This is a genomic window from Nocardiopsis sp. RV163, from assembly GCF_001029525.1.
Lineage (GTDB): Bacteria > Actinomycetota > Actinomycetes > Streptosporangiales > Streptosporangiaceae > Nocardiopsis > Nocardiopsis dassonvillei.
In genome coordinates this window covers 1-16,300 of record NZ_LEKI01000133.1, presented here as the reverse complement: position 1 = coordinate 16,300, position 16,300 = coordinate 1, and the positions used below count along the sequence as shown (strand labels likewise).

The following is a 16,300-nucleotide window of genomic DNA, read 5'->3' as shown; positions in this document are numbered from 1 at the left end:
CGACCTTACGCGATCAGAACCCTGTGGGACAGGGGATGCGGGTGTGGTGAGTCCCCGAAATCCCGCGCGTTCTCCGGCCCGCCGCCCCCGGTCCGGCCCGCCGTTCAGCCCACGGCCCCGAGCGCCTCCTGGGCGGCGGCCTCGGCCGCGGAGCGCTCGGCGGGGACGAGCCCGACCCTGGTGCGGCGGTCCAGCAGGTCGTCGGCGTCCATGGCCCCCTCGTGGCGCACCCCGAAGCGGAGTTCGGCCCCGGTGACCCCGCGGACGATGGGGGCGAGCAGCTCCGGGGCGGCGTCGGCCTCGGCCAGCACGGCGACCGCTTCGGTGCCGTACCTGGCCACCAGGCGGCGCGGGGCGGCAACGGCGTCGAGTTCCTCGCGCGGGGCGGCGCCGACCAGGGGCAGCGCGCGGGTCCGGCAGGGGCCCGCGGACAGCCCGCGGGAGCGCACGGCGGCGTCGACTGCCTGCTCTGCCATGGCGCGGTAGGTGGTGAGCTTGCCGCCGACCACGGTGACGGTGCCGTTCGGGGCGACCGTGACGGCGTGCTCGCGGGACAGGTCGGCGCTTTCCCCGTCCCCGTGCACCAGCGGGCGCAGCCCGGCGAAGGCGCCCAGGACGTCAGCGCGCTCCAGGCGGGTCTCCAGGGCCCGGTTGAACTGGCCCAGCAGGAAGTCCACGTCGCCGTCGAGCGCCTCGGGCACGTCCGGCACGGGGCCGTCCACGGGTTCGTCGGTGAGCCCGGCCAGGACCCGGCCGTCCGGCTGGGGCAGCGCGAACACGAAGCGGCTGGCGCCGCCGTCGATCGGCACGGTGAGCGCGGCCCGGGGGCGTCCCAGAGCCGCGCCGTCGAGCACCAGGTGGCTGCCCCGGCTGGGGCTCAGCCGCACGTGGGGGTCGAGCCGGTCGGCGTGGACCCCGGTGGCGTTGACGATCGCGCGCGGGCGCACGGGGACGATCCGGCCCGTCACCCCGTCGCGCAGGACGGCGCCGTCGGCGGCCAGGCTCTCGGCCGAGCAGCGGGTGAGGATCCGGGCGCCCTCGCGGGCGGCGGTGCGGGCCAGGGCCACCACGAGGCGGGCGTCGTCCACGAGCTGGCCGTCGAAGGAGACGACGCCGCCGAGGAGCCCCCTACGCGCGACGGCCGGGAGCAGGCGCAGGGTCTGGTGCGGGCCGACCAAGCGGGGCCGGGGAAGCACGCCGCCGGGGGTCCCGGCCATGATCCGCAGCAGGTCGCCCGCGCCCGCCCCGGAGCGGACGAGCAGTGCGCGCGCGAGCCCGGTCCCCCGGTGGACGGGGACGACCATGGGCAGGGGCCGCACCAGGTGGGGCGCGGTGACCCGCATGAGGACGTCGCGCTCGCGGGCGCTCTCGTAGGCGATGGCGACCTGTCCCCTGGCCAGGTAGCGCAGGCCGCCGTGGACCAGCTTGGAGCTCCAGCGGCTGGTGCCGAAGGCCAGGTCGTGGCGTTCGACCAGGACGGTGGACAGGCCGCGCGCGGCGGCGTCGAGCGCGACTCCGGCGCCCGTCACTCCCCCGCCGACGACGAGGAGGTCGATCCGGGGGCCGTGCTCCAGCGCGGCGAGGTCGGCCGCGCGCCGGGAGGCGTTGAGGGAGGAGGATGTGCGGACCTCGGGGTTCACGGGCTCTCCTGGTTCGGCGGGCGGAGGTAGCCGTCCAGGAGGGCGGCGAGCTCGTCGACGAGGCCGGACTCGTCGGTGACGTCGGCGAACAGGCGGCGGGAGGTGACCGTGCCCTGGACGGTGACAAGCACGAGGCGGGCCAGCACCGCGGGGTCTCCCGCGCGCACCGACCCGTCGCGCTGGCCCTCGGCCACGACCGGCTCGACCAGTTCGAGGGCCGCGCGGTGGCTGGCGCCCAGGCGCTGGAAGGTGTAGGTGGCCAGGAGCTCGGGCTCGGTGTCCACGATCCGGACGAACAGCGGATGGGCGAGCAGCGCGCGGGCGACCCCGGCAGCGTGCCGGACCAGCCGGGCGCGCACGTCCTCCCCGGCGGGCCCGCCGGGGCCCTCCCCCTGATCCGCGAGGACGCGCCGCAGCTCCCGGGTGAGCAGGTCGGCCACGAGCGCGGTCGCGTCGGGCCAGCGCCGGTACACGGTGGGGCGGCTCACCCCGGCGCGACGCGCCACGTCGGTCAGGGTGGTGCGGCGCACCCCGAACGCCTCGACGCAGGCGCGGGCCGCGTCCAGGATGCGGTCTTCAACGTTACGTATTGACGCCATATGTAAAACTGTAGAGCATGACTGACGACACCTCCCCAGGGGCGGCGCCCGAGATGAGCTGGTTCGGGTGGGGCGACCCCGCCCGGGCGCGCGCGCTGGACCCCGGCCTGCGGGAGCTGGTCTCCCAGGTGCTGCGATCCCCTCTGGCGGACCTGCCCCCCGTCCCCGAGGAGCGGGTGGAACTGCCCCCCTCGCGGCTGGGCCAGCGGCTGCGCGGACTGCTCGCCGGTGCGGTCGGGCCCGACCACCTGGACGAGGGGGACGCCGCCCGGCTTCGCCACAGCGGCGGTAAGAGCACCCCCGACCTGCTGCTGCGCCGCGCGGGTAGGGCCGACCCCGCGCCGGACGCCGTCCTGTACCCCGCCGACCACGACCAGGTCCGGCGCGTCCTGGAGGTGTGCTCGGCCGAGCGCGTGGCCGTGGTGCCCTTCGGCGGCGGCACCAGCGTCGTGGGCGGGGTCGCGCCCCTGCGCGGCGGCCTGCGCTCCGTGGTCAGCCTGGACCTGCGCCGCCTGGACCGGCTGGTGTCGGTGGACACCGAGTCCATGACCGCCGTCCTGGGCGCGGGCGTGCGCACCCCGCGCGCCGAGGCGCTGCTCGCCGAGCACGGATGCACGCTCGGACACCTGCCGCAGAGCTACGAGTACGCGAGCGTCGGCGGCTACGCGGCCACCCGTTCCAGCGGACAGGCATCCTCGGGGTACGGCCGCTTCGAGGACATGGTGCTCTCTCTGCGCGCGGCCACCCCGCGCGGCACCCTGGACACGGGCGGCCCGCCCGCATCGGCGGCCGGGCCGGACCTGGGCCGCCTGCTGCTGGGATCGGAGGGGACGCTGGGCGTGATCACCGAGGTGGGGCTGCGGATCCGCCGCCGCCCCGAGCGCGTCCTGGACGAGGCGTGGGCCTTCCCCGACTTCGCGACGGGAGTGGGCGCGCTGCGGACCCTGGCCCAGTCCGGGATCCGGCCGACCATGGCGCGGGTCCTGGACGAGGCGGAGACCTTCGTGGGAGCGGCCGTGGGAGGACACGAGGCCGCGCCCGGCTGCCAGGCGGTCCTGGGGTTCGAGGGCACCGGCGCCGAGGTGGAGGTCCGCGCGGCCTCGGCGTGGGAGGCCATGGCCGGGGCGGGCGGCGCCCCGCTGGGCCCCGGGCCGGTGGCGCGCTGGCGGGACGACAGGTTCTCCGCGCCCTACCTGCGCGACTCCCTGCTGTCGGCCGGGGTGCTGGCAGAGACCCTGGAGACCGCCGCCCCGTGGAGCGGCCTGCTCCCGCTGTACGCGGCGGTCTCCGGCGCGCTCACCGGGGCGCTGGAGGACGGGGAGGGCGGCGCCGTGGTGATGTGCCACGTGTCGCACACCTACCCCACTGGCGCCTCGCTGTACTTCACGGTGGTCACGGCGGCCGGGTCCGCGCCGCTGGAGCGCTGGGGACGGGCCAAGCGGGCCGCCTCGGAGGCGATCGCCGCCAACGGCGGGACGATCACCCACCACCACGCGGTGGGGACCGACCACCTGCCGTGGATGGCCTCGGAGATCGGTCCCCTGGGCGGGGAGGTGCTGCGCGCGGTCAAGGCCGCGCTGGACCCGCGGGGGATCCTGAACCCGGGCAAGCTCATCCCCTCCCCGTAGGGCGCTGCGGCCGGGGACCGGGGGCGGTCGCCCGCCCCCGGGAGCGCCTCAGGCCCGTTCTCCCTCGCGGGAGAGCCGGCGCTCCACCCGTCCGGCGAAGTCGGCGAGGAAGTCCAGCGCCCCGGCGCCGACGCCTTCGTCGCCGCCGAGGGTGTAGGAGACCGAGACCGTCACGTTGACGGTGGCGAAGAACACCGCGCCATAGGCGTCCGCGTCGCTGTGCTCGTCGCCCTCGACGAGGACCGCGTACCCGGTGTCGCCCGCGGACACGGGACGCCAGTCCAGGACCGCCGCCTCCTCCGCGTGGTGTCCCGCCTCACGGTCGCGGAGTTCGTCCTCCAGGTCCCCGTGGAGCCTCTCGACGGCCTCCCCTCCGTCCTCGTAGTCGAAGAGGGAGACGATGACGTGTACGGGGTAGCCGTCGACGTTCCCGACGCTGCAGCTGAGGTAGCCCAGGAGGCCCTCCCCGTCCAGGTACCCCGGTTCGTCGTCCTCGACGGCGGTGTACTCGCCCTCGGCTCGGGGGCTCTCGGTGCCGGGCACGGAGTCCACCAGCTCGGCGGGCAGCAGCCGTCCGCAGCCGGGCAGCTCCGCGTAGGGGCGGTCGTCGGCGATGTCCCACACCACGACGCCGAGGGAGACCGCCAGCAGGACCGCCGCGGCGGCGCCGCCGACGAGCGGGCCCCTGCGGGGACTCCGGGGCGGACCGGGCCGCCCCGGGTGGCCGGGGACGGGCGGCGGCGCGCCCCCGGGCACGCCGTACCCGGGTTGGGCTGGCGGGACGTGGGAGTGGCCGGGTCCGTGGGGCGGCCCACCGCCCGGAGGCTGCCCCGGCGGCCCCGGGAAGCCGCCCGTGGTCCCCGGACCCGGCTGCGGCCGCCCGGGAGAGCCCGACCGGGGCGGCTGTACCGGAGGGGGCTGTCCAGGCTGTCCGGGGAAGGGCTCCCCGCCGGGGGGACCGGGGAACGAACCGTCGTCGGGGGGATAGGTCATCGGCTCCGCGGCGTCGGCCCGCCCGGCGGACGGACGCCGCGCCTCCTCACCAATGCTCGTCGGCCGCGCGCGGCGGCCGGGCACCGCCCCGTCCCCGTGGGGGCGCCCGGGCGGGTGCGCCGGGATGTCACCCCCAGTATCGCCGACCGGGACCGCCGCGTCGTGCCCGAGGCCGCAACCGGCCGCGGCAGCCCTCCTCTGCCACGACAATGGATGCCGTGGCACGAGGAAAGCTCCGCATCTACCTGGGATCGGCCCCGGGCGTCGGCACCACGCACAACGCCCTGGCCGAGGCCCGCCGCCGGGCCGAGCGCGGCACGGACGTCGTGGTCGCCGCCGCCCACACCCACCGCCGGGCACGGACCTCCGCGCTCCTGGAGGGCCTGGAGCGGGTTCCACCGCTGCCGTCCGGTTCGGTGGACACCGCGGCCGTGATCGCGCGCGCTCCGCAGACGGCGCTGGTCGACGACCTCGCCCGCGCCAACCCGCCCGGCTCGCCCAACCCCACCCGCTGGCAGGACGTGGAGGAGTTGCTGGAGGCGGGCGTCGACGTGCTGTCCACCGTGGGCATCCACCACCTGGAGTCCCTCAACGACGTGGTCCACCAGATCACCGGCGCGCGCCCCCGGCAGACCGTCCCCGACCACGTGGTGCGCCGCGCCGCGGAGGTCGAACTCGTGGACGTCACCCCCCAGGAGCTGCGCCGCAGGATGGCGCGCGGCGACATCCACCCGGCCGAGAGCGTGGACGCGGCCCTGGCCGACTACTACCGGGAGGGCAACCTGGCGGCGCTGCGCGAGCTGGCGCTGCTGTGGACCGCGGACCGGGTGGAGGAGAGCCTGGCCCGCTACCGCGGCGAGCACGAGATCCGGCGGACCTGGGAGGCACGGGAGCGGGTCGTGGTGGCGCTCACCGGCGGCCCCGAGGGCGAGACGCTGATCCGGCGGGCCTCCCGCGTGGCCGACCGTTCGCGGGGCGGGCACCCGCAGCCCAGCCACCTGCTGGCGGTGCACGTGGTGCCGCCCAACGGCATGGCGCAGGCGCCCACCGACGACCTGCTGCGGCAGCGCAGACTGCTCGTGGAACTGGGCGGCACCTACCACCAGGTGGTCGGCAACGACGTTCCGACCGGGCTGCTGGAGTTCGCGCGGGGCGTGCAGGCCACCCAGATCGTGCTGGGCTCCTCGCGCCGCCGGACCTGGCAGTACGTGTTCGGCCCAGGGGTCGGGGCGATCGTGGCGCGCGACTCCGGGGACATCGACGTGCACATCGTCACCCACGAGCGGGTGGGCAGCGGCCGGTGGCCGCTGCCGCCGCCCGGTCGGGGGCTGGGCGAGCACCGCCGGGTGACCGGCTGGTCGCTGGCGCTGCTGGCGCCCACCCTGCTGTCGCTGGTGATGGCGCTGCCCCTGTTCGAGAACGTGGGCGCGGCCTCGGACGCGATGCTCCTGCTGCTGGCCACCGTGGCCACCGCGGCGGTGGGCGGCCTGCGCCCCGCCCTGGTGTCGGCGCTGTGGAGCGCGGTGCTGCTCACCGTGCTGCTGTCCCCACTGCACGGGCGCCCTCCGGTGTCGCTGGACAACATACTGGCGCTGACCGCGTTCGCCCTGGTGGGCGCACTGGTGGCGATCGTGGTGGAGATGGCGGCGCGCCGGTCGGCGCAGGCCGCGCGCGCCCGGGCCGAGGCCGACGCGGTGACGCTGCTGGCCAGCAGCGTCCTGGCGGGCAAGGAGCCCCTCCAGGCCCTGCTGCGGCGGATCCGGGAGACCTTCGGGCAGCAGTCGGCGACCCTGCTGGAGCGGCTGGACGACGAGCGCTGGCGGGCGGCGCACAGCGTCGGAGCCCCTGCGTGCGAGTCCCCCGAGGAGTCCGACGTCCTGGTCTCGATCTCCGACAACCTGGCGTTGGCGCTGCGCGGCCGGGTGCTGCCCGCCGCCGACAGGGGCGTGCTGCGGGCCTTCGCCGCGCACATCGGCATCGCGCTGGAGCACCAGAGGCTGGAGTGGGACGCGGCCGAGGCGCGCGGCCAGGTGGCGGGCAACCGTATCCGCACGGCGCTGCTGGCAGCGGTCTCGCACGACCTGCGCACCCCGCTGACCTCGATCAAGGCGAGCCTGTCGAGCCTGCGCGCCACCGACATCACCCTCACCGAGGAGGATCGCGAGGACCTGCTGGAGACGGTGGAGGAGTCCACCGACCGGCTCAACCGGCTGATCGACAACCTGCTGGACATGAGCCGGGTGCACACCGACAACGTGCGCCCCAAGCTCCGCGCGGTGGGTCTGGAGGAGGTCGTGCCCGTCACCCTGCTGGGTCTGCCGCACGAGGCGGTCGTGGTGGACGTGCCCGACCGACTGCCCCGCGTCCGCGCCGACGCCGGGCTGCTGGAGCGGGCGGTGGCCAACGTGATCTCCAACGCGGTCCGGTACAACCCGGACCCGCGCCTGCCGGTGCTGGTCTCGGCGAGCGCGCACGGCGACAGCGTCCAACTGCGCGTGGTGGACCGCGGGCCCGGGGTCTCCGACGAGGGCAAACAGCGCATGTTCGAGGCCTTCCAGCGCCTGGGCGACGCCCCCCAGGGCACGGGGGTGGGTCTGGGCCTGGCGGTCGCACGTGGTTTCGTTGAGGCGATGCACGGCAGGCTCGACCCCGAGGACACGCCCGGTGGCGGCCTGACCATGGTGTTCACGCTCCGTGCTGTGGAGAAGAGCGAGACGGACACCGGAGACGGGGAGGGGACCGATGCGGGTCCTGGTCGTTGACGACGACATGCAGATCATCCGGGCCATGCGGATCAACCTGCGGGCGCGCGGGCACGACGTGGACACCGCGGCCGACGGGGCGTCCGCGCTGCGGCTGGCCGCGGACAACCACCCCGACGTGGTCCTGCTCGACCTGGGTCTGCCCGACATGGAGGGCATGGAGGTCATACAGCGGCTGCGCGGCTGGTCGCAGGTGCCGATCATCGTGCTGTCGGCGCGTCACTCGGCCGGGGAGAAGGTGCGATGCCTGGACTCGGGCGCCGACGACTACGTCACCAAGCCGTTCGGGATGGACGAGCTGCTCGCCCGCATGCGCGCGGCGGAGCGGCGGTCGTTGCGCGTGGACGAGGCCCCGGTGGTGCGCACGCCCTCCTTCACAGTGGACCTGGGCGCCAAGCGGGTGCTGCGGGAGGGCGAGGAGGTCAGGCTCACGCCGACGGAGTGGCACATCCTGGAGATCCTGGCCAGGCACGCGGGCCAGCTCGTCAGCCAGCGCCAGCTCCTGCACGACGTGTGGGGCCCGGCCTACCAGAGCGAGACCAACTACCTGCGGGTGTACATGGCGCAGTTGCGCCGCAAGCTGGAGCCCGACCCGGCGTGCCCGCGTTACCTGATCACGGAGGCGGGCCGGGGCTACCGCTTCGAGAGGGCCGGCTCGGCCCAACCGGAGGGCTGAACCCGTCGGCGCGTGCCGGGGCGGTCGGCCGCAGGGGCCGCCCGGCACGGGTCACAGGACGAAGGCCTCCCCCTCCGAGAGCTCGATGAGCATGTCGAACTCGTCGGTGCCGCCTTGGCCGCGGTTGGCCTTGGCCACCGCCAGGCAGGGCGCGAACGCGCGCGCCCACGCCATCATCCGGTCGCCGTCCACGCCCAGGACACCGGAGAGCACGTCCACTCGCCGCACCACCTCGGGCAGGCTGGTGGCCTTCCACAGGGTCCAGTCGACGGCGTCGACCGCGGCGTCGCCCAGGCAGGCGCGCGGGTCGACGGCCACCAGACCGCGCCGGCCGCCGTCGATGACGTTGCCCGGGTGCAGGTCGCCGTGGACGGGCACGATGTCCACCGTGCCGTTGGCCAGGTCGCGGGCCCGGCAGAAGCCCTGGTGCATGGCGGACGCGGACACCACCTCGGCAGCGGGCCCCTCGGCGCGCTCGCGGTTCCACAGGTCGAAGACGAACTGCACCCGCGAGGTCAGCGGGCGCAGTTCGAGCAGTTCGCGCCGGGGCACCTCGACGGAGTGCAGCTGGGAGATGAGCGCGCCGATGGTCTCCATCGGCGGCACCCTCCCGCCCTCCGCGACGGTGTCGCCGTCGATCCACTCCATGAGGATGGCTCCACGGGCGTTGTCGACCTCCCACACCCGGGGCACGCGCCCGGAGCTCTCCCACATCCGCAGCACCCGTGCCTCGGACGCGGCGAGGCCGGTGTCCGGGGAGAGCTTGAGGACCGCGCGGTCGCCCTCCGGGCGCACGACGCAGACCACGACGGAGGTCCGGCCGTGGGGGGCCGGGCCCTCGACGGTCAGCCCCCACTCGGAGGCGAGCCCGGAGACGATTCCGGGGAGTTCGGTCAGCCACTCGCCGACGTGGCTGCCGAAGCGCCGTTCCAGACGCCGACGCTGCCGGCCATCGACGAACTGCGCTGTGACGTCGTTCATACATCCACCTTAGGTTCGCTCGCGTCGATGACGGTTCGGGGCGGGCCCTCACGGATCGGCGGAACCGCGGAGCGCACGGTCCGCGGCGCGCCGGCTCTGTTCGGGTCCCGGACCGGTCGCGGGGGAACCTCCGCGCCGACGGGTGGAGAAGGGGGCCGCCGGAGGAGTCGCGTCCGGTCGCTGCCGCGCCGTGCGGAAGGCGGCGCGTTACGGATACCGTGTTTGTGGGTGCGGGGAGTTCCCGCCCGTTTGCCCCCTACCCATCCGCGCGCTCCCGGTAACGGCTCCGCGGCGCCCCGGACTCCTCCGATGACCCGCGTGGTCGACGGTGTCACCCTCGGCGTCTGCCCGCCGGGAACCGCGGTCTCAGGCCAGGCGCCCCCTGACCGCCCGGTGCTGGGCGAGCAGGGTGTCCACGACCAGCTCGGAGGGCCACAGGGGCTCGGTGATCGCGGTGACGTCCAGGCCGCGCAGCAGGTCGAAGTCGGGGCCGTCCACGAGTCTCCACGCGGCGACGGCGACGTTGTCCTGGCCGTGGCGGCGCAGCCGGTCGACGGCGTCGGCCACCGAGGGCGCCCAGGTACGCAGGTAGCCCACCTGGACCGGGGAGTCGAGGCGACGGCTGAGCATGCGCGCCACGTCCATGACGACCTGGCGCTCCTCGGTGCCGGTGGTGCCGTCGGCGGCCAGGACCACGCCGTCGGAGGATCCCCAGCCGGAGTCGGCCAGCCGCCCGGCCAGGTCGGCCACGATCGACGGGACCGCGCCCAGGGGCGGGGTCTGGCAGGCGTCGCTCGTACGGCCGAGGCGGAGCCGGGTGAGCAGGCGGGCGCTGGCGACGTCGCCGCCCGCGACGAAGGCGGGGACGACCACCTTGGGCCCCCTGACGGAGTGGACGGTGGCGGCGACGTCGTCGGGGCTGCCGAAGGCCGGGGTCACCGGCACCTCTCCCCTGCTCGCCACCGCTTCGGCCAGGCCCCAGAGGGCGTCCCGGCGGTGGGTGTCACGTGAGTCGTCGGCTACGAGGACCATCGTCGGGACCATGCACGTCTCCTTCGGTACATCTGAGGGGGGAACTGCCCTTGCCCGCCGAGCGTAAAGCGGCTCAGTTTCACGGGGGTTGTGCGGTGTTACGCGGAGGAAAAAAGCGAACAATGGCTGTGGTGGTTATGACCACCGGAGGTCTGCGTGAACCATAACAATCGCCGAAAAAACGGGACGTGTCCACTTCCGCGGAGAGTGGTGTAGGACTCACGGGCCCGGGAGGACGAAGGGACTATCCTTGGGACCGAGAGAGGCGACCACTCCTACCTGCTCCGACGAACCGCTCCCCCCTCCCCGTCCCGGAACCGGCCCCCTGCGGGATATGGCGGACACCACACCCATTCCCCGGCGGGCGAATAACCGTTTTCGCCCCGACCTCTCTAGAGAAATACCCAACAAAGATTTTTTCATGCATTCGTCAAGTGCGGATGCACGTGCGGCGGAATGTGCGGCGGCCTTCCTGCCTGAGGGGACTCGGATTTTCGCCCGCCTTCGGAGCGCACCGTTTTCCGCCGGCGCCCGTCCCCGCCCGGCCGTCGCGCCCCGCTCCGGCCGGTCCGGACCGCCCCGCACGCGCGCGAGGCCCGTTTGCACATCGCACCGCTCGCTGTCAAGGGTGCGCACTCCCCCAAGCCCTCATAGCCGCACACCACCTGACGTGGGGGGACAGGATGCGGGTCCGGCGCGATCACTTGCCATGAACCCCTCCGCCCGCTCACACTTGGTACCGATGGAGCGCGTACTCGCAGGCGGCACACGCCGCGGGAACGCTCCGGGCCGTAGCCCGACCGGACTCCGCACCTCCGGACGGAGCGCGCCCCCAGATCCGCACCGAACCATCCAGACTGGAGTGAGCATGGCCGTCCACCCTCGGGTGCAGACGCTGGCCCAGACCTTTCTCGCGTACGCCGACCAGGAGGCCCCCGGCCTGGTCGAAGGCCTCTACCTGACCGGTTCGGTCGCCCTCGGCGACTTCCGCCCGCACGCCAGCGACGTCGACTTCGTGATCGTCACAGGCCACACGCCCGGCAGGCGCGAGCTGGAGCTGCTGCGAGGCGTCCACGCGCGCACCCGCGCCGCCGCCGCCGGACCCCAGTTCAACGGCATCCACGTCACCTGGGACGACCTCACCCGCGACCCCGCGGCCTGCGGCCCGGTCGCCTCGGTGATCGGCGGCCGGTTCCGCAACCGGGCCAGCGCCGACGTCAACCCCGTCACGTGGCACATCCTCGCCGAGCACGGCGTGGCCGTGCGCGGCCCGCACCCGCTCGAACTGGACGTGTGGGACGAGCCCGAGAGCCTGCGCGCCTGGTCGCTGGGCTCCCTGGACGAGCAGTGGCGGCGCTGGCGCGAGAAGGCGGGCCGTCTGGTCACGCCGCGCGGCCTGGCCGTCCTGGGCTCCCTGGCGCCCTCCTGGAGCGTGCTGAGCGTCAGCCGCCTGCACTTCACCCTCAAGACCGGGGAGATCACCTCCAAGACCAGCGCGGGCGCCTACGCCCTGCACGCCTTCCCCGACCGGTGGCAGCGCATCGTCAACGAGTGCCTGCGCGTGCGGCGCAACACCAGCGCGCCCTCCCTGTACGAGAGCGCGCTGGCCCGGCGCAGGGCCGCCCTGGACTACATCGAGATGGTGCTGGACGACTCCCTGCGCCCCGGCCTGGCCGCGGCCTGAGCCGCCCGGGGCAGCCCGCGGGGTCCGGATCCTCCGCTTCCGTACCGCCGGGAGCACGCTCCCGACTACCCTGGGGCACATGACCATGCGCCCCATCGTCCGTTTCGGCGACCCCGTCCTCGTCACGCCCACCACACCCGTCACCCGCTTCGACAAGCACACCCGGGCGCTGGTGGACGACCTCCTGGAGACGGTCGAGGCCCCCGGGCGGGCGGGTCTGGCCGCCAACCAGATCGGTGTGGGCCTGCGCGTGTTCAGCTACAACGTCGAGGGCCGGATCGGCTACGTGATCAACCCGAGGATCGCCGAGCTGTCGGAGGAGGTCCAGGAGGGCGACGAGGGCTGCCTGTCGGTCCCCCGGCTGTGGTACCCGGCGGCACGGGCCGAGCGCGCCGTCGTCACGGGCGTGGACCTGCGCAACGAGCCGGTCACCGTGGAGGGCACGGGGCTGATGGCCCGCTGCCTCCAGCACGAGACCGACCACCTCGACGGCATGGTCTACATCGAGCGCCTGGCACCGGAGACGCGCAAACAGGCCCTGCGCGACATCCGCCGCTCGGACTGGTTCATGCCCGCCGGGCCCCCCGAGCCCGCGGGCGTCCGACTGCCCAGCGCCTTCGGCGGCGCGAGCTGAGCGGCTCCCGGCGCCGCCTCCGGTGCGCCCGGAGCCGGAACGATCGGCCGGGGGCCGGTCCGGTCCCCGGCTGCGGGTATCTTCGGACACATCCCCGCACAGTCTCCCAAGTCACGTGAGTAACGCACTAGGCATGTAACGCCAAGATCTCGTATGGTCTGCTGAGCATCTCCCGTCGCCGCGGCTCCCCCCTTCACGCACCGCAGGCCAACCGGATGCGCTCGGACCATCCTCGGAGCAGACATGACACCCACTCCTCCCTCATCCGCGCGCGGCAGGCGCGCCGCCCTGCCCCTCGCCGCCCTGGCGGCGGCCCTGCTGGTCGCCCTGCCCGGAACGGCGCTGGCGGAGCCGGACAACGACGACGTGGACATCGACGAACTGAACCGGCGGGCCGAGGAGCTGGAGGAGAGCTACGACGGCGAGCTCCTCCAGTTCAACGAGATCAAGGACCGCGTGGAGAAGGCCGAGGAGGACCTGGAGGAGGTCGAGGGGCGGCTGGAGGCCTCCCGGAGCGGTGTGTCCACCATCGCCTCCACCCAGTACAAGAGCGGCGGCGGCCTCGACCCGGCGTTCCAGGTGATCTTCTCCAGCGACCCCGAGAGCATGTTCGCCGACGCCGCGACGCTGAACTACCTCGGACAGAGCCAGTCCGAGCAGATCTACGACCTCATCCAGACACGGGACGAGGCCGCCCTGGTCAACGAGGAGCTCCAGACCGAGCTGGCCGAGGCCGAGGAGCTCGTCGAGACGCTGGAGGAGGAGCGCGAAGAGGTCGAGGCCAAGATCGAGGAGTACGAGGCGGAGCAGATCCCCGAGACCCCGGGCGACGGCAGCATCCCGGCCAGCGCGCAGGGCTGGGGCTGGGGCGGGGCCACACCGCGCATGGCGGCCATCCGCGACGAGATCGTGCAGAACTTCGGCGCCCCCTACCCCGTCAGCTGCCTGCGCTCCAGCGCCGACGACCACGGCGTGGGACGGGCCTGCGACTTCATGATGAGCGCGGGCGGCGCGCTGCCCTCGGCCGCCAACCAGTCCCTGGGCTCGCAGATCTCCCAGTACGGGATCGACAACGCCGACCGGCTGGGCATCAAGTACATCATCTGGGAGCAGCAGATCTGGCACTCCGCTTCCCGTCAGTGGAAGTGGATGGAGGACCGGGGCGACAACACCCAGAACCACTACGACCACGTGCACATCTCGTCGTACTAGCCGTCCGGGGCGGGCGGCCCCGCCACGGCTGAGCCCTGCCGGAGCGGCCGGGATCAGCCGGGCACGCGGCCCCCGCGCCCCGCGCGCCCGCCGAGTGCGAGCGGCACCGAGGCCAGCAGCGCCACAGCCGTGACCGCGAACGCCGGCCCGTACCCGGTCAACTGGATCAGCAGTCCCAGGGTCACCGCCCCGGCTCCCGAACCCGCGTCGTAGCCGATGTTCCACACCGCGCTGGCCCGGCCGTACCCGGCAGGACCGGCGCGGTTCAGCATGAGGACGACGGTCTCGTTCTGGACCGCGCCGAAGCCGAGGCCGAACACGGCCGCCCCCAGGAGCACCAGCAGCGCCGTCCCGGCGCCCGGCGCGTCCCCGACCGACCACAGCGCGGCGGTGACCAGGGCCATCCCCGCGACCGCGCCGACCATGCCCGGCAGCAGCAGGAGGGTGTGCCGGTGGCGGTCGTGCAGCATCCCAGCGGTCCACCGACCCACCACCACCGCCAGCGCGTAGGCGGCCAGGGCGCCGCCCACCAGCCACGCCGCCCGCTCCAGGGGGACGGCCAGGAAGGTGATGATCGCACTGGCCGACGAGGCGGCCAGCAGCATGAGCACCAGCGGGGCCGCCAGCGCGCGCAGCGGCGGGCGGCCCGCGGACGCGTCCGAGGCGGGGTCACCGGCCGGGGCGGGGTCCGGGCCGGGGGCGGCGATCCGGACCGTGCTTCGCAGCGCCGCCCGGTTGCGGCCGCCGTCGGCGTACCAGATGCCCCAGGCCAGGGCCCCGCCCAGGACCGAGCACAGACCGGTGAGCCAGAAGGCGGTGTCGAAGCCGATGTTGAGGGCCAGCGCCACGCCGCCGGGCAGGATGAGCACCTGGGGCAGGCCGACCGCCAGCCCGTAGTAGCCGGTGGCCCGGCCGACCTGGTGGTGCGGGACCAGGCGGGCGGCGAGCACGGTTCCGACGACGCTGACCATGCCGAAGCCGACGCCGCGCACCGCCGAGACGGCCACCAGCGGGCCCAGGTCGGCGGTCAGGGCGAACAGCGGGGTGGGCAGTCCCATCACCAGGGCGCCCACCGGGAACGCCCAGCGGTAGCCGCCCCTCTCCAGCAGCCAGGGCATGGCGAGCTGGGTGAGCACGGTGGTGAGCATGAAGACGGCGGTGGTGCTCCCGGCTCCGAACTCCCCCGCCCCGCCCCGGATGGCCCACAGGGGGACCAGGGGCAGTACGGCGGCGAAGCCGCAGAGGCCGACCGCGGTCGCCGCGATGAGCAGGGCGAAGCCCCGTCCGCGCAGACCGGGGAGGGCGGGCGGAGTGGCGCCGGTGGTACCGCTTCCGTGGGCCGCCGCCCCGGTCGGGGCCGCCGCCCACGGTGTTCCGTTCCCGGGTGAGGACGAACGAGATCGGATCATCCGTCCTTTCTAGCCGACACGCGCACACCTGTCGACGCGGTGCCGGTCCGCCCTGATCAGCCGCCCGCTCGGGCGTTCCCGCCGCCGACCTTGTCCGTGAGCCAGTCGCGGACGCGCGCGCTCAGCTCCGGGGTCACGGCCCGTTCGGCGTGCCCCATCCCCGGGATGATCCACAGGTCTCGCGGCTCCCGGGCGGCGTCGTGGATGGCGGTGGCGTGGGAGACGGGGAAGTAGGCGTCGGAGTCGCCGTGCACGACCAGCAGGGGCGTCGGGGAGACCTCCCCGGCGATCTCCCGGGGTTCGGCGGGTACGGGGTCCCACTCCTTGTCGACGACCCTGACCTTGCGAAAGCCGCGCAGGAACAGGCGCCCGGCTCTGCGGCCGATGCCCAGGTGGAGCAGCCGCATGGCGCGCGTCCCCCTGTAGTACCAGCGGCTGGGACCGCTGACCGAGACCACCGCGTCCATTCCGCCGTAGATTGCGGCGTGCCGGATCGCGACGGCCGCGCCCATCGAGAACCCCACGGTCGAGAGGGAGGTGTAGCCGAGTTCGCGCAGGCGGACGGCGACCGCCTCCAGGTCGTGGATCTCCGCGTTGCCGACGGTGCTGAGCCCGCCGGAGCCGTGGTGGCCGCGGAAGTCGAAGGTCATCACGTCGCCGAACGGGAGCAGCGCTTCGGCGACGGCACGCGTGCTCGGGTTGCGGTGGGTTCCGGTGAACCCGTTGGCGAGGATCACGGCGGTGGTGCGGGGCCCGGCGCGGCGCAGGAGCACGGCGTCGATGCCGACCCCGTCGGAGGTGGTCAGCCGGTAACGGTGTTCACGGGGTTGGGCGCGCGGGCGGTCAGTGGCGTCGGACACCCCACTATCGTGCCCGATCAGCTCCAGCGGTCGGGGGCGGACCCCGGTGTGGTGTTTCCGTCACCGTAACGGCGGTCGATCCGCTCGTCGGGGTACAGGCGGCGTTGCGCGGGGTCCTCCCCGCGGCGGTCGCCGCCCGGGAGGCCGTCGCGGGAGGGGTCTTCCGGCGTCAGGTGGGAGGGGAGGGGCC

13 protein-coding genes are annotated in these 16,300 nt (G+C 74.3%); 6 read left to right on the top strand and 7 right to left on the bottom strand.

The window, feature by feature from the left end; translation table 11 throughout:
• Nucleotides 1-104: 104 nt before the first annotated feature.
• Together ABD54_RS20350 and ABD54_RS20345 are read right to left on the bottom strand one after the other, a co-directional pair.
• A complete protein-coding gene (locus ABD54_RS20350; protein ID WP_047871112.1) occupies nucleotides 105-1,640 on the bottom strand; it encodes a glycerol-3-phosphate dehydrogenase/oxidase in 1,536 nt (511 codons plus the stop codon).
• A complete protein-coding gene (locus ABD54_RS20345; protein ID WP_047871111.1) occupies nucleotides 1,637-2,239 on the bottom strand; it encodes a TetR/AcrR family transcriptional regulator in 603 nt (200 codons plus the stop codon). The genes ABD54_RS20350 and ABD54_RS20345 overlap by 4 nt, the downstream gene beginning before the upstream one ends.
• Nucleotides 2,240-2,256: 17 nt before the next feature.
• Between ABD54_RS20345 and ABD54_RS20340 the strand changes: the two genes are divergently transcribed.
• The gene (locus ABD54_RS20340) at nucleotides 2,257-3,867 is read left to right on the top strand and encodes an FAD-binding oxidoreductase (protein WP_200904154.1); all 1,611 of its coding nucleotides are present in this window, start codon (nucleotides 2,257-2,259) and stop codon (nucleotides 3,865-3,867) included.
• A gap of 48 nt (nucleotides 3,868-3,915) precedes the next feature.
• On the opposite strand, the gene ABD54_RS29135 is transcribed toward ABD54_RS20340, so the two are convergent.
• A complete protein-coding gene (locus tag ABD54_RS29135) occupies nucleotides 3,916-4,623 on the bottom strand; it encodes a hypothetical protein (protein WP_268778198.1) in 708 nt (235 codons plus the stop codon).
• A gap of 446 nt (nucleotides 4,624-5,069) precedes the next feature.
• Here ABD54_RS29135 and ABD54_RS20330 point away from each other — a divergent pair, with 446 nt between their 5' ends.
• Nucleotides 5,070-7,622, top strand: coding sequence for an ATP-binding protein (locus ABD54_RS20330; protein ID WP_082166913.1), 2,553 nt, complete (start codon nucleotides 5,070-5,072; stop codon nucleotides 7,620-7,622).
• A complete protein-coding gene (locus ABD54_RS20325; RefSeq protein WP_047871107.1) occupies nucleotides 7,603-8,298 on the top strand; it encodes a response regulator in 696 nt (231 codons plus the stop codon). The genes ABD54_RS20330 and ABD54_RS20325 overlap by 20 nt, the downstream gene beginning before the upstream one ends.
• A gap of 51 nt (nucleotides 8,299-8,349) precedes the next feature.
• Here ABD54_RS20325 and ABD54_RS20320 read toward each other — a convergent pair whose 3' ends face one another.
• The gene (locus ABD54_RS20320; protein WP_047871106.1) at nucleotides 8,350-9,279 is read right to left on the bottom strand and encodes an aminoglycoside phosphotransferase family protein; all 930 of its coding nucleotides are present in this window, start codon (nucleotides 9,277-9,279) and stop codon (nucleotides 8,350-8,352) included.
• Between the two features lie 366 nt (nucleotides 9,280-9,645).
• Nucleotides 9,646-10,323, bottom strand: coding sequence for a sirohydrochlorin chelatase (locus ABD54_RS20315; protein ID WP_047871105.1), 678 nt, complete (start codon nucleotides 10,321-10,323; stop codon nucleotides 9,646-9,648).
• A gap of 856 nt (nucleotides 10,324-11,179) precedes the next feature.
• Here ABD54_RS20315 and ABD54_RS20310 point away from each other — a divergent pair.
• The 3 genes from ABD54_RS20310 to ABD54_RS20300 all read left to right on the top strand — a co-directional run bounded on the left by ABD54_RS20310 (nucleotide 11,180) and on the right by ABD54_RS20300 (nucleotide 13,841).
• Nucleotides 11,180-11,995 (top strand): nucleotidyltransferase domain-containing protein, encoded by an 816-nt coding sequence (locus ABD54_RS20310; protein ID WP_047871104.1) that lies wholly within the window; start codon nucleotides 11,180-11,182, stop codon nucleotides 11,993-11,995.
• Between the two features lie 79 nt (nucleotides 11,996-12,074).
• The gene (gene def, locus ABD54_RS20305; RefSeq protein ID WP_047871103.1) at nucleotides 12,075-12,629 is read left to right on the top strand and encodes a peptide deformylase; all 555 of its coding nucleotides are present in this window, start codon (nucleotides 12,075-12,077) and stop codon (nucleotides 12,627-12,629) included.
• Nucleotides 12,630-12,872: 243 nt separating this feature from the next.
• A complete protein-coding gene (locus ABD54_RS20300) occupies nucleotides 12,873-13,841 on the top strand; it encodes a hypothetical protein (RefSeq protein ID WP_047871102.1) in 969 nt (322 codons plus the stop codon).
• A gap of 53 nt (nucleotides 13,842-13,894) precedes the next feature.
• Here ABD54_RS20300 and ABD54_RS20295 read toward each other — a convergent pair whose 3' ends face one another.
• Together ABD54_RS20295 and ABD54_RS20290 are read right to left on the bottom strand one after the other, a co-directional pair.
• Complete coding sequence (locus ABD54_RS20295) at nucleotides 13,895-15,250, bottom strand: MFS transporter (protein ID WP_200904153.1); 1,356 nt, start codon at nucleotides 15,248-15,250, stop codon at nucleotides 13,895-13,897.
• A gap of 56 nt (nucleotides 15,251-15,306) precedes the next feature.
• Nucleotides 15,307-16,110, bottom strand: coding sequence for an alpha/beta hydrolase (locus ABD54_RS20290; RefSeq protein WP_047871101.1), 804 nt, complete (start codon nucleotides 16,108-16,110; stop codon nucleotides 15,307-15,309).
• Between the last annotated feature and the right edge of the window lie 190 nt (nucleotides 16,111-16,300).

Coding starts and splice junctions, on each gene's coding strand:
- ABD54_RS20340 (WP_200904154.1), top strand. CDS start 2,257: ATGACTGACGACACCTCCCCAGGGGCGGCGCCCGAGATGAGCTGGTTC.
- ABD54_RS20310 (WP_047871104.1), top strand. CDS start 11,180: ATGGCCGTCCACCCTCGGGTGCAGACGCTGGCCCAGACCTTTCTCGCG.
- ABD54_RS20315 (WP_047871105.1), bottom strand. CDS start 10,323: ATGGTCCCGACGATGGTCCTCGTAGCCGACGACTCACGTGACACCCAC.
- ABD54_RS20320 (WP_047871106.1), bottom strand. CDS start 9,279: ATGAACGACGTCACAGCGCAGTTCGTCGATGGCCGGCAGCGTCGGCGT.
- def (WP_047871103.1), top strand. CDS start 12,075: ATGACCATGCGCCCCATCGTCCGTTTCGGCGACCCCGTCCTCGTCACG.
- ABD54_RS20300 (WP_047871102.1), top strand. CDS start 12,873: ATGACACCCACTCCTCCCTCATCCGCGCGCGGCAGGCGCGCCGCCCTG.
- ABD54_RS20330 (WP_082166913.1), top strand. CDS start 5,070: ATGGATGCCGTGGCACGAGGAAAGCTCCGCATCTACCTGGGATCGGCC.
- ABD54_RS20325 (WP_047871107.1), top strand. CDS start 7,603: ATGCGGGTCCTGGTCGTTGACGACGACATGCAGATCATCCGGGCCATG.
- ABD54_RS20345 (WP_047871111.1), bottom strand. CDS start 2,239: ATGGCGTCAATACGTAACGTTGAAGACCGCATCCTGGACGCGGCCCGC.
- ABD54_RS20295 (WP_200904153.1), bottom strand. CDS start 15,250: ATGATCCGATCTCGTTCGTCCTCACCCGGGAACGGAACACCGTGGGCG.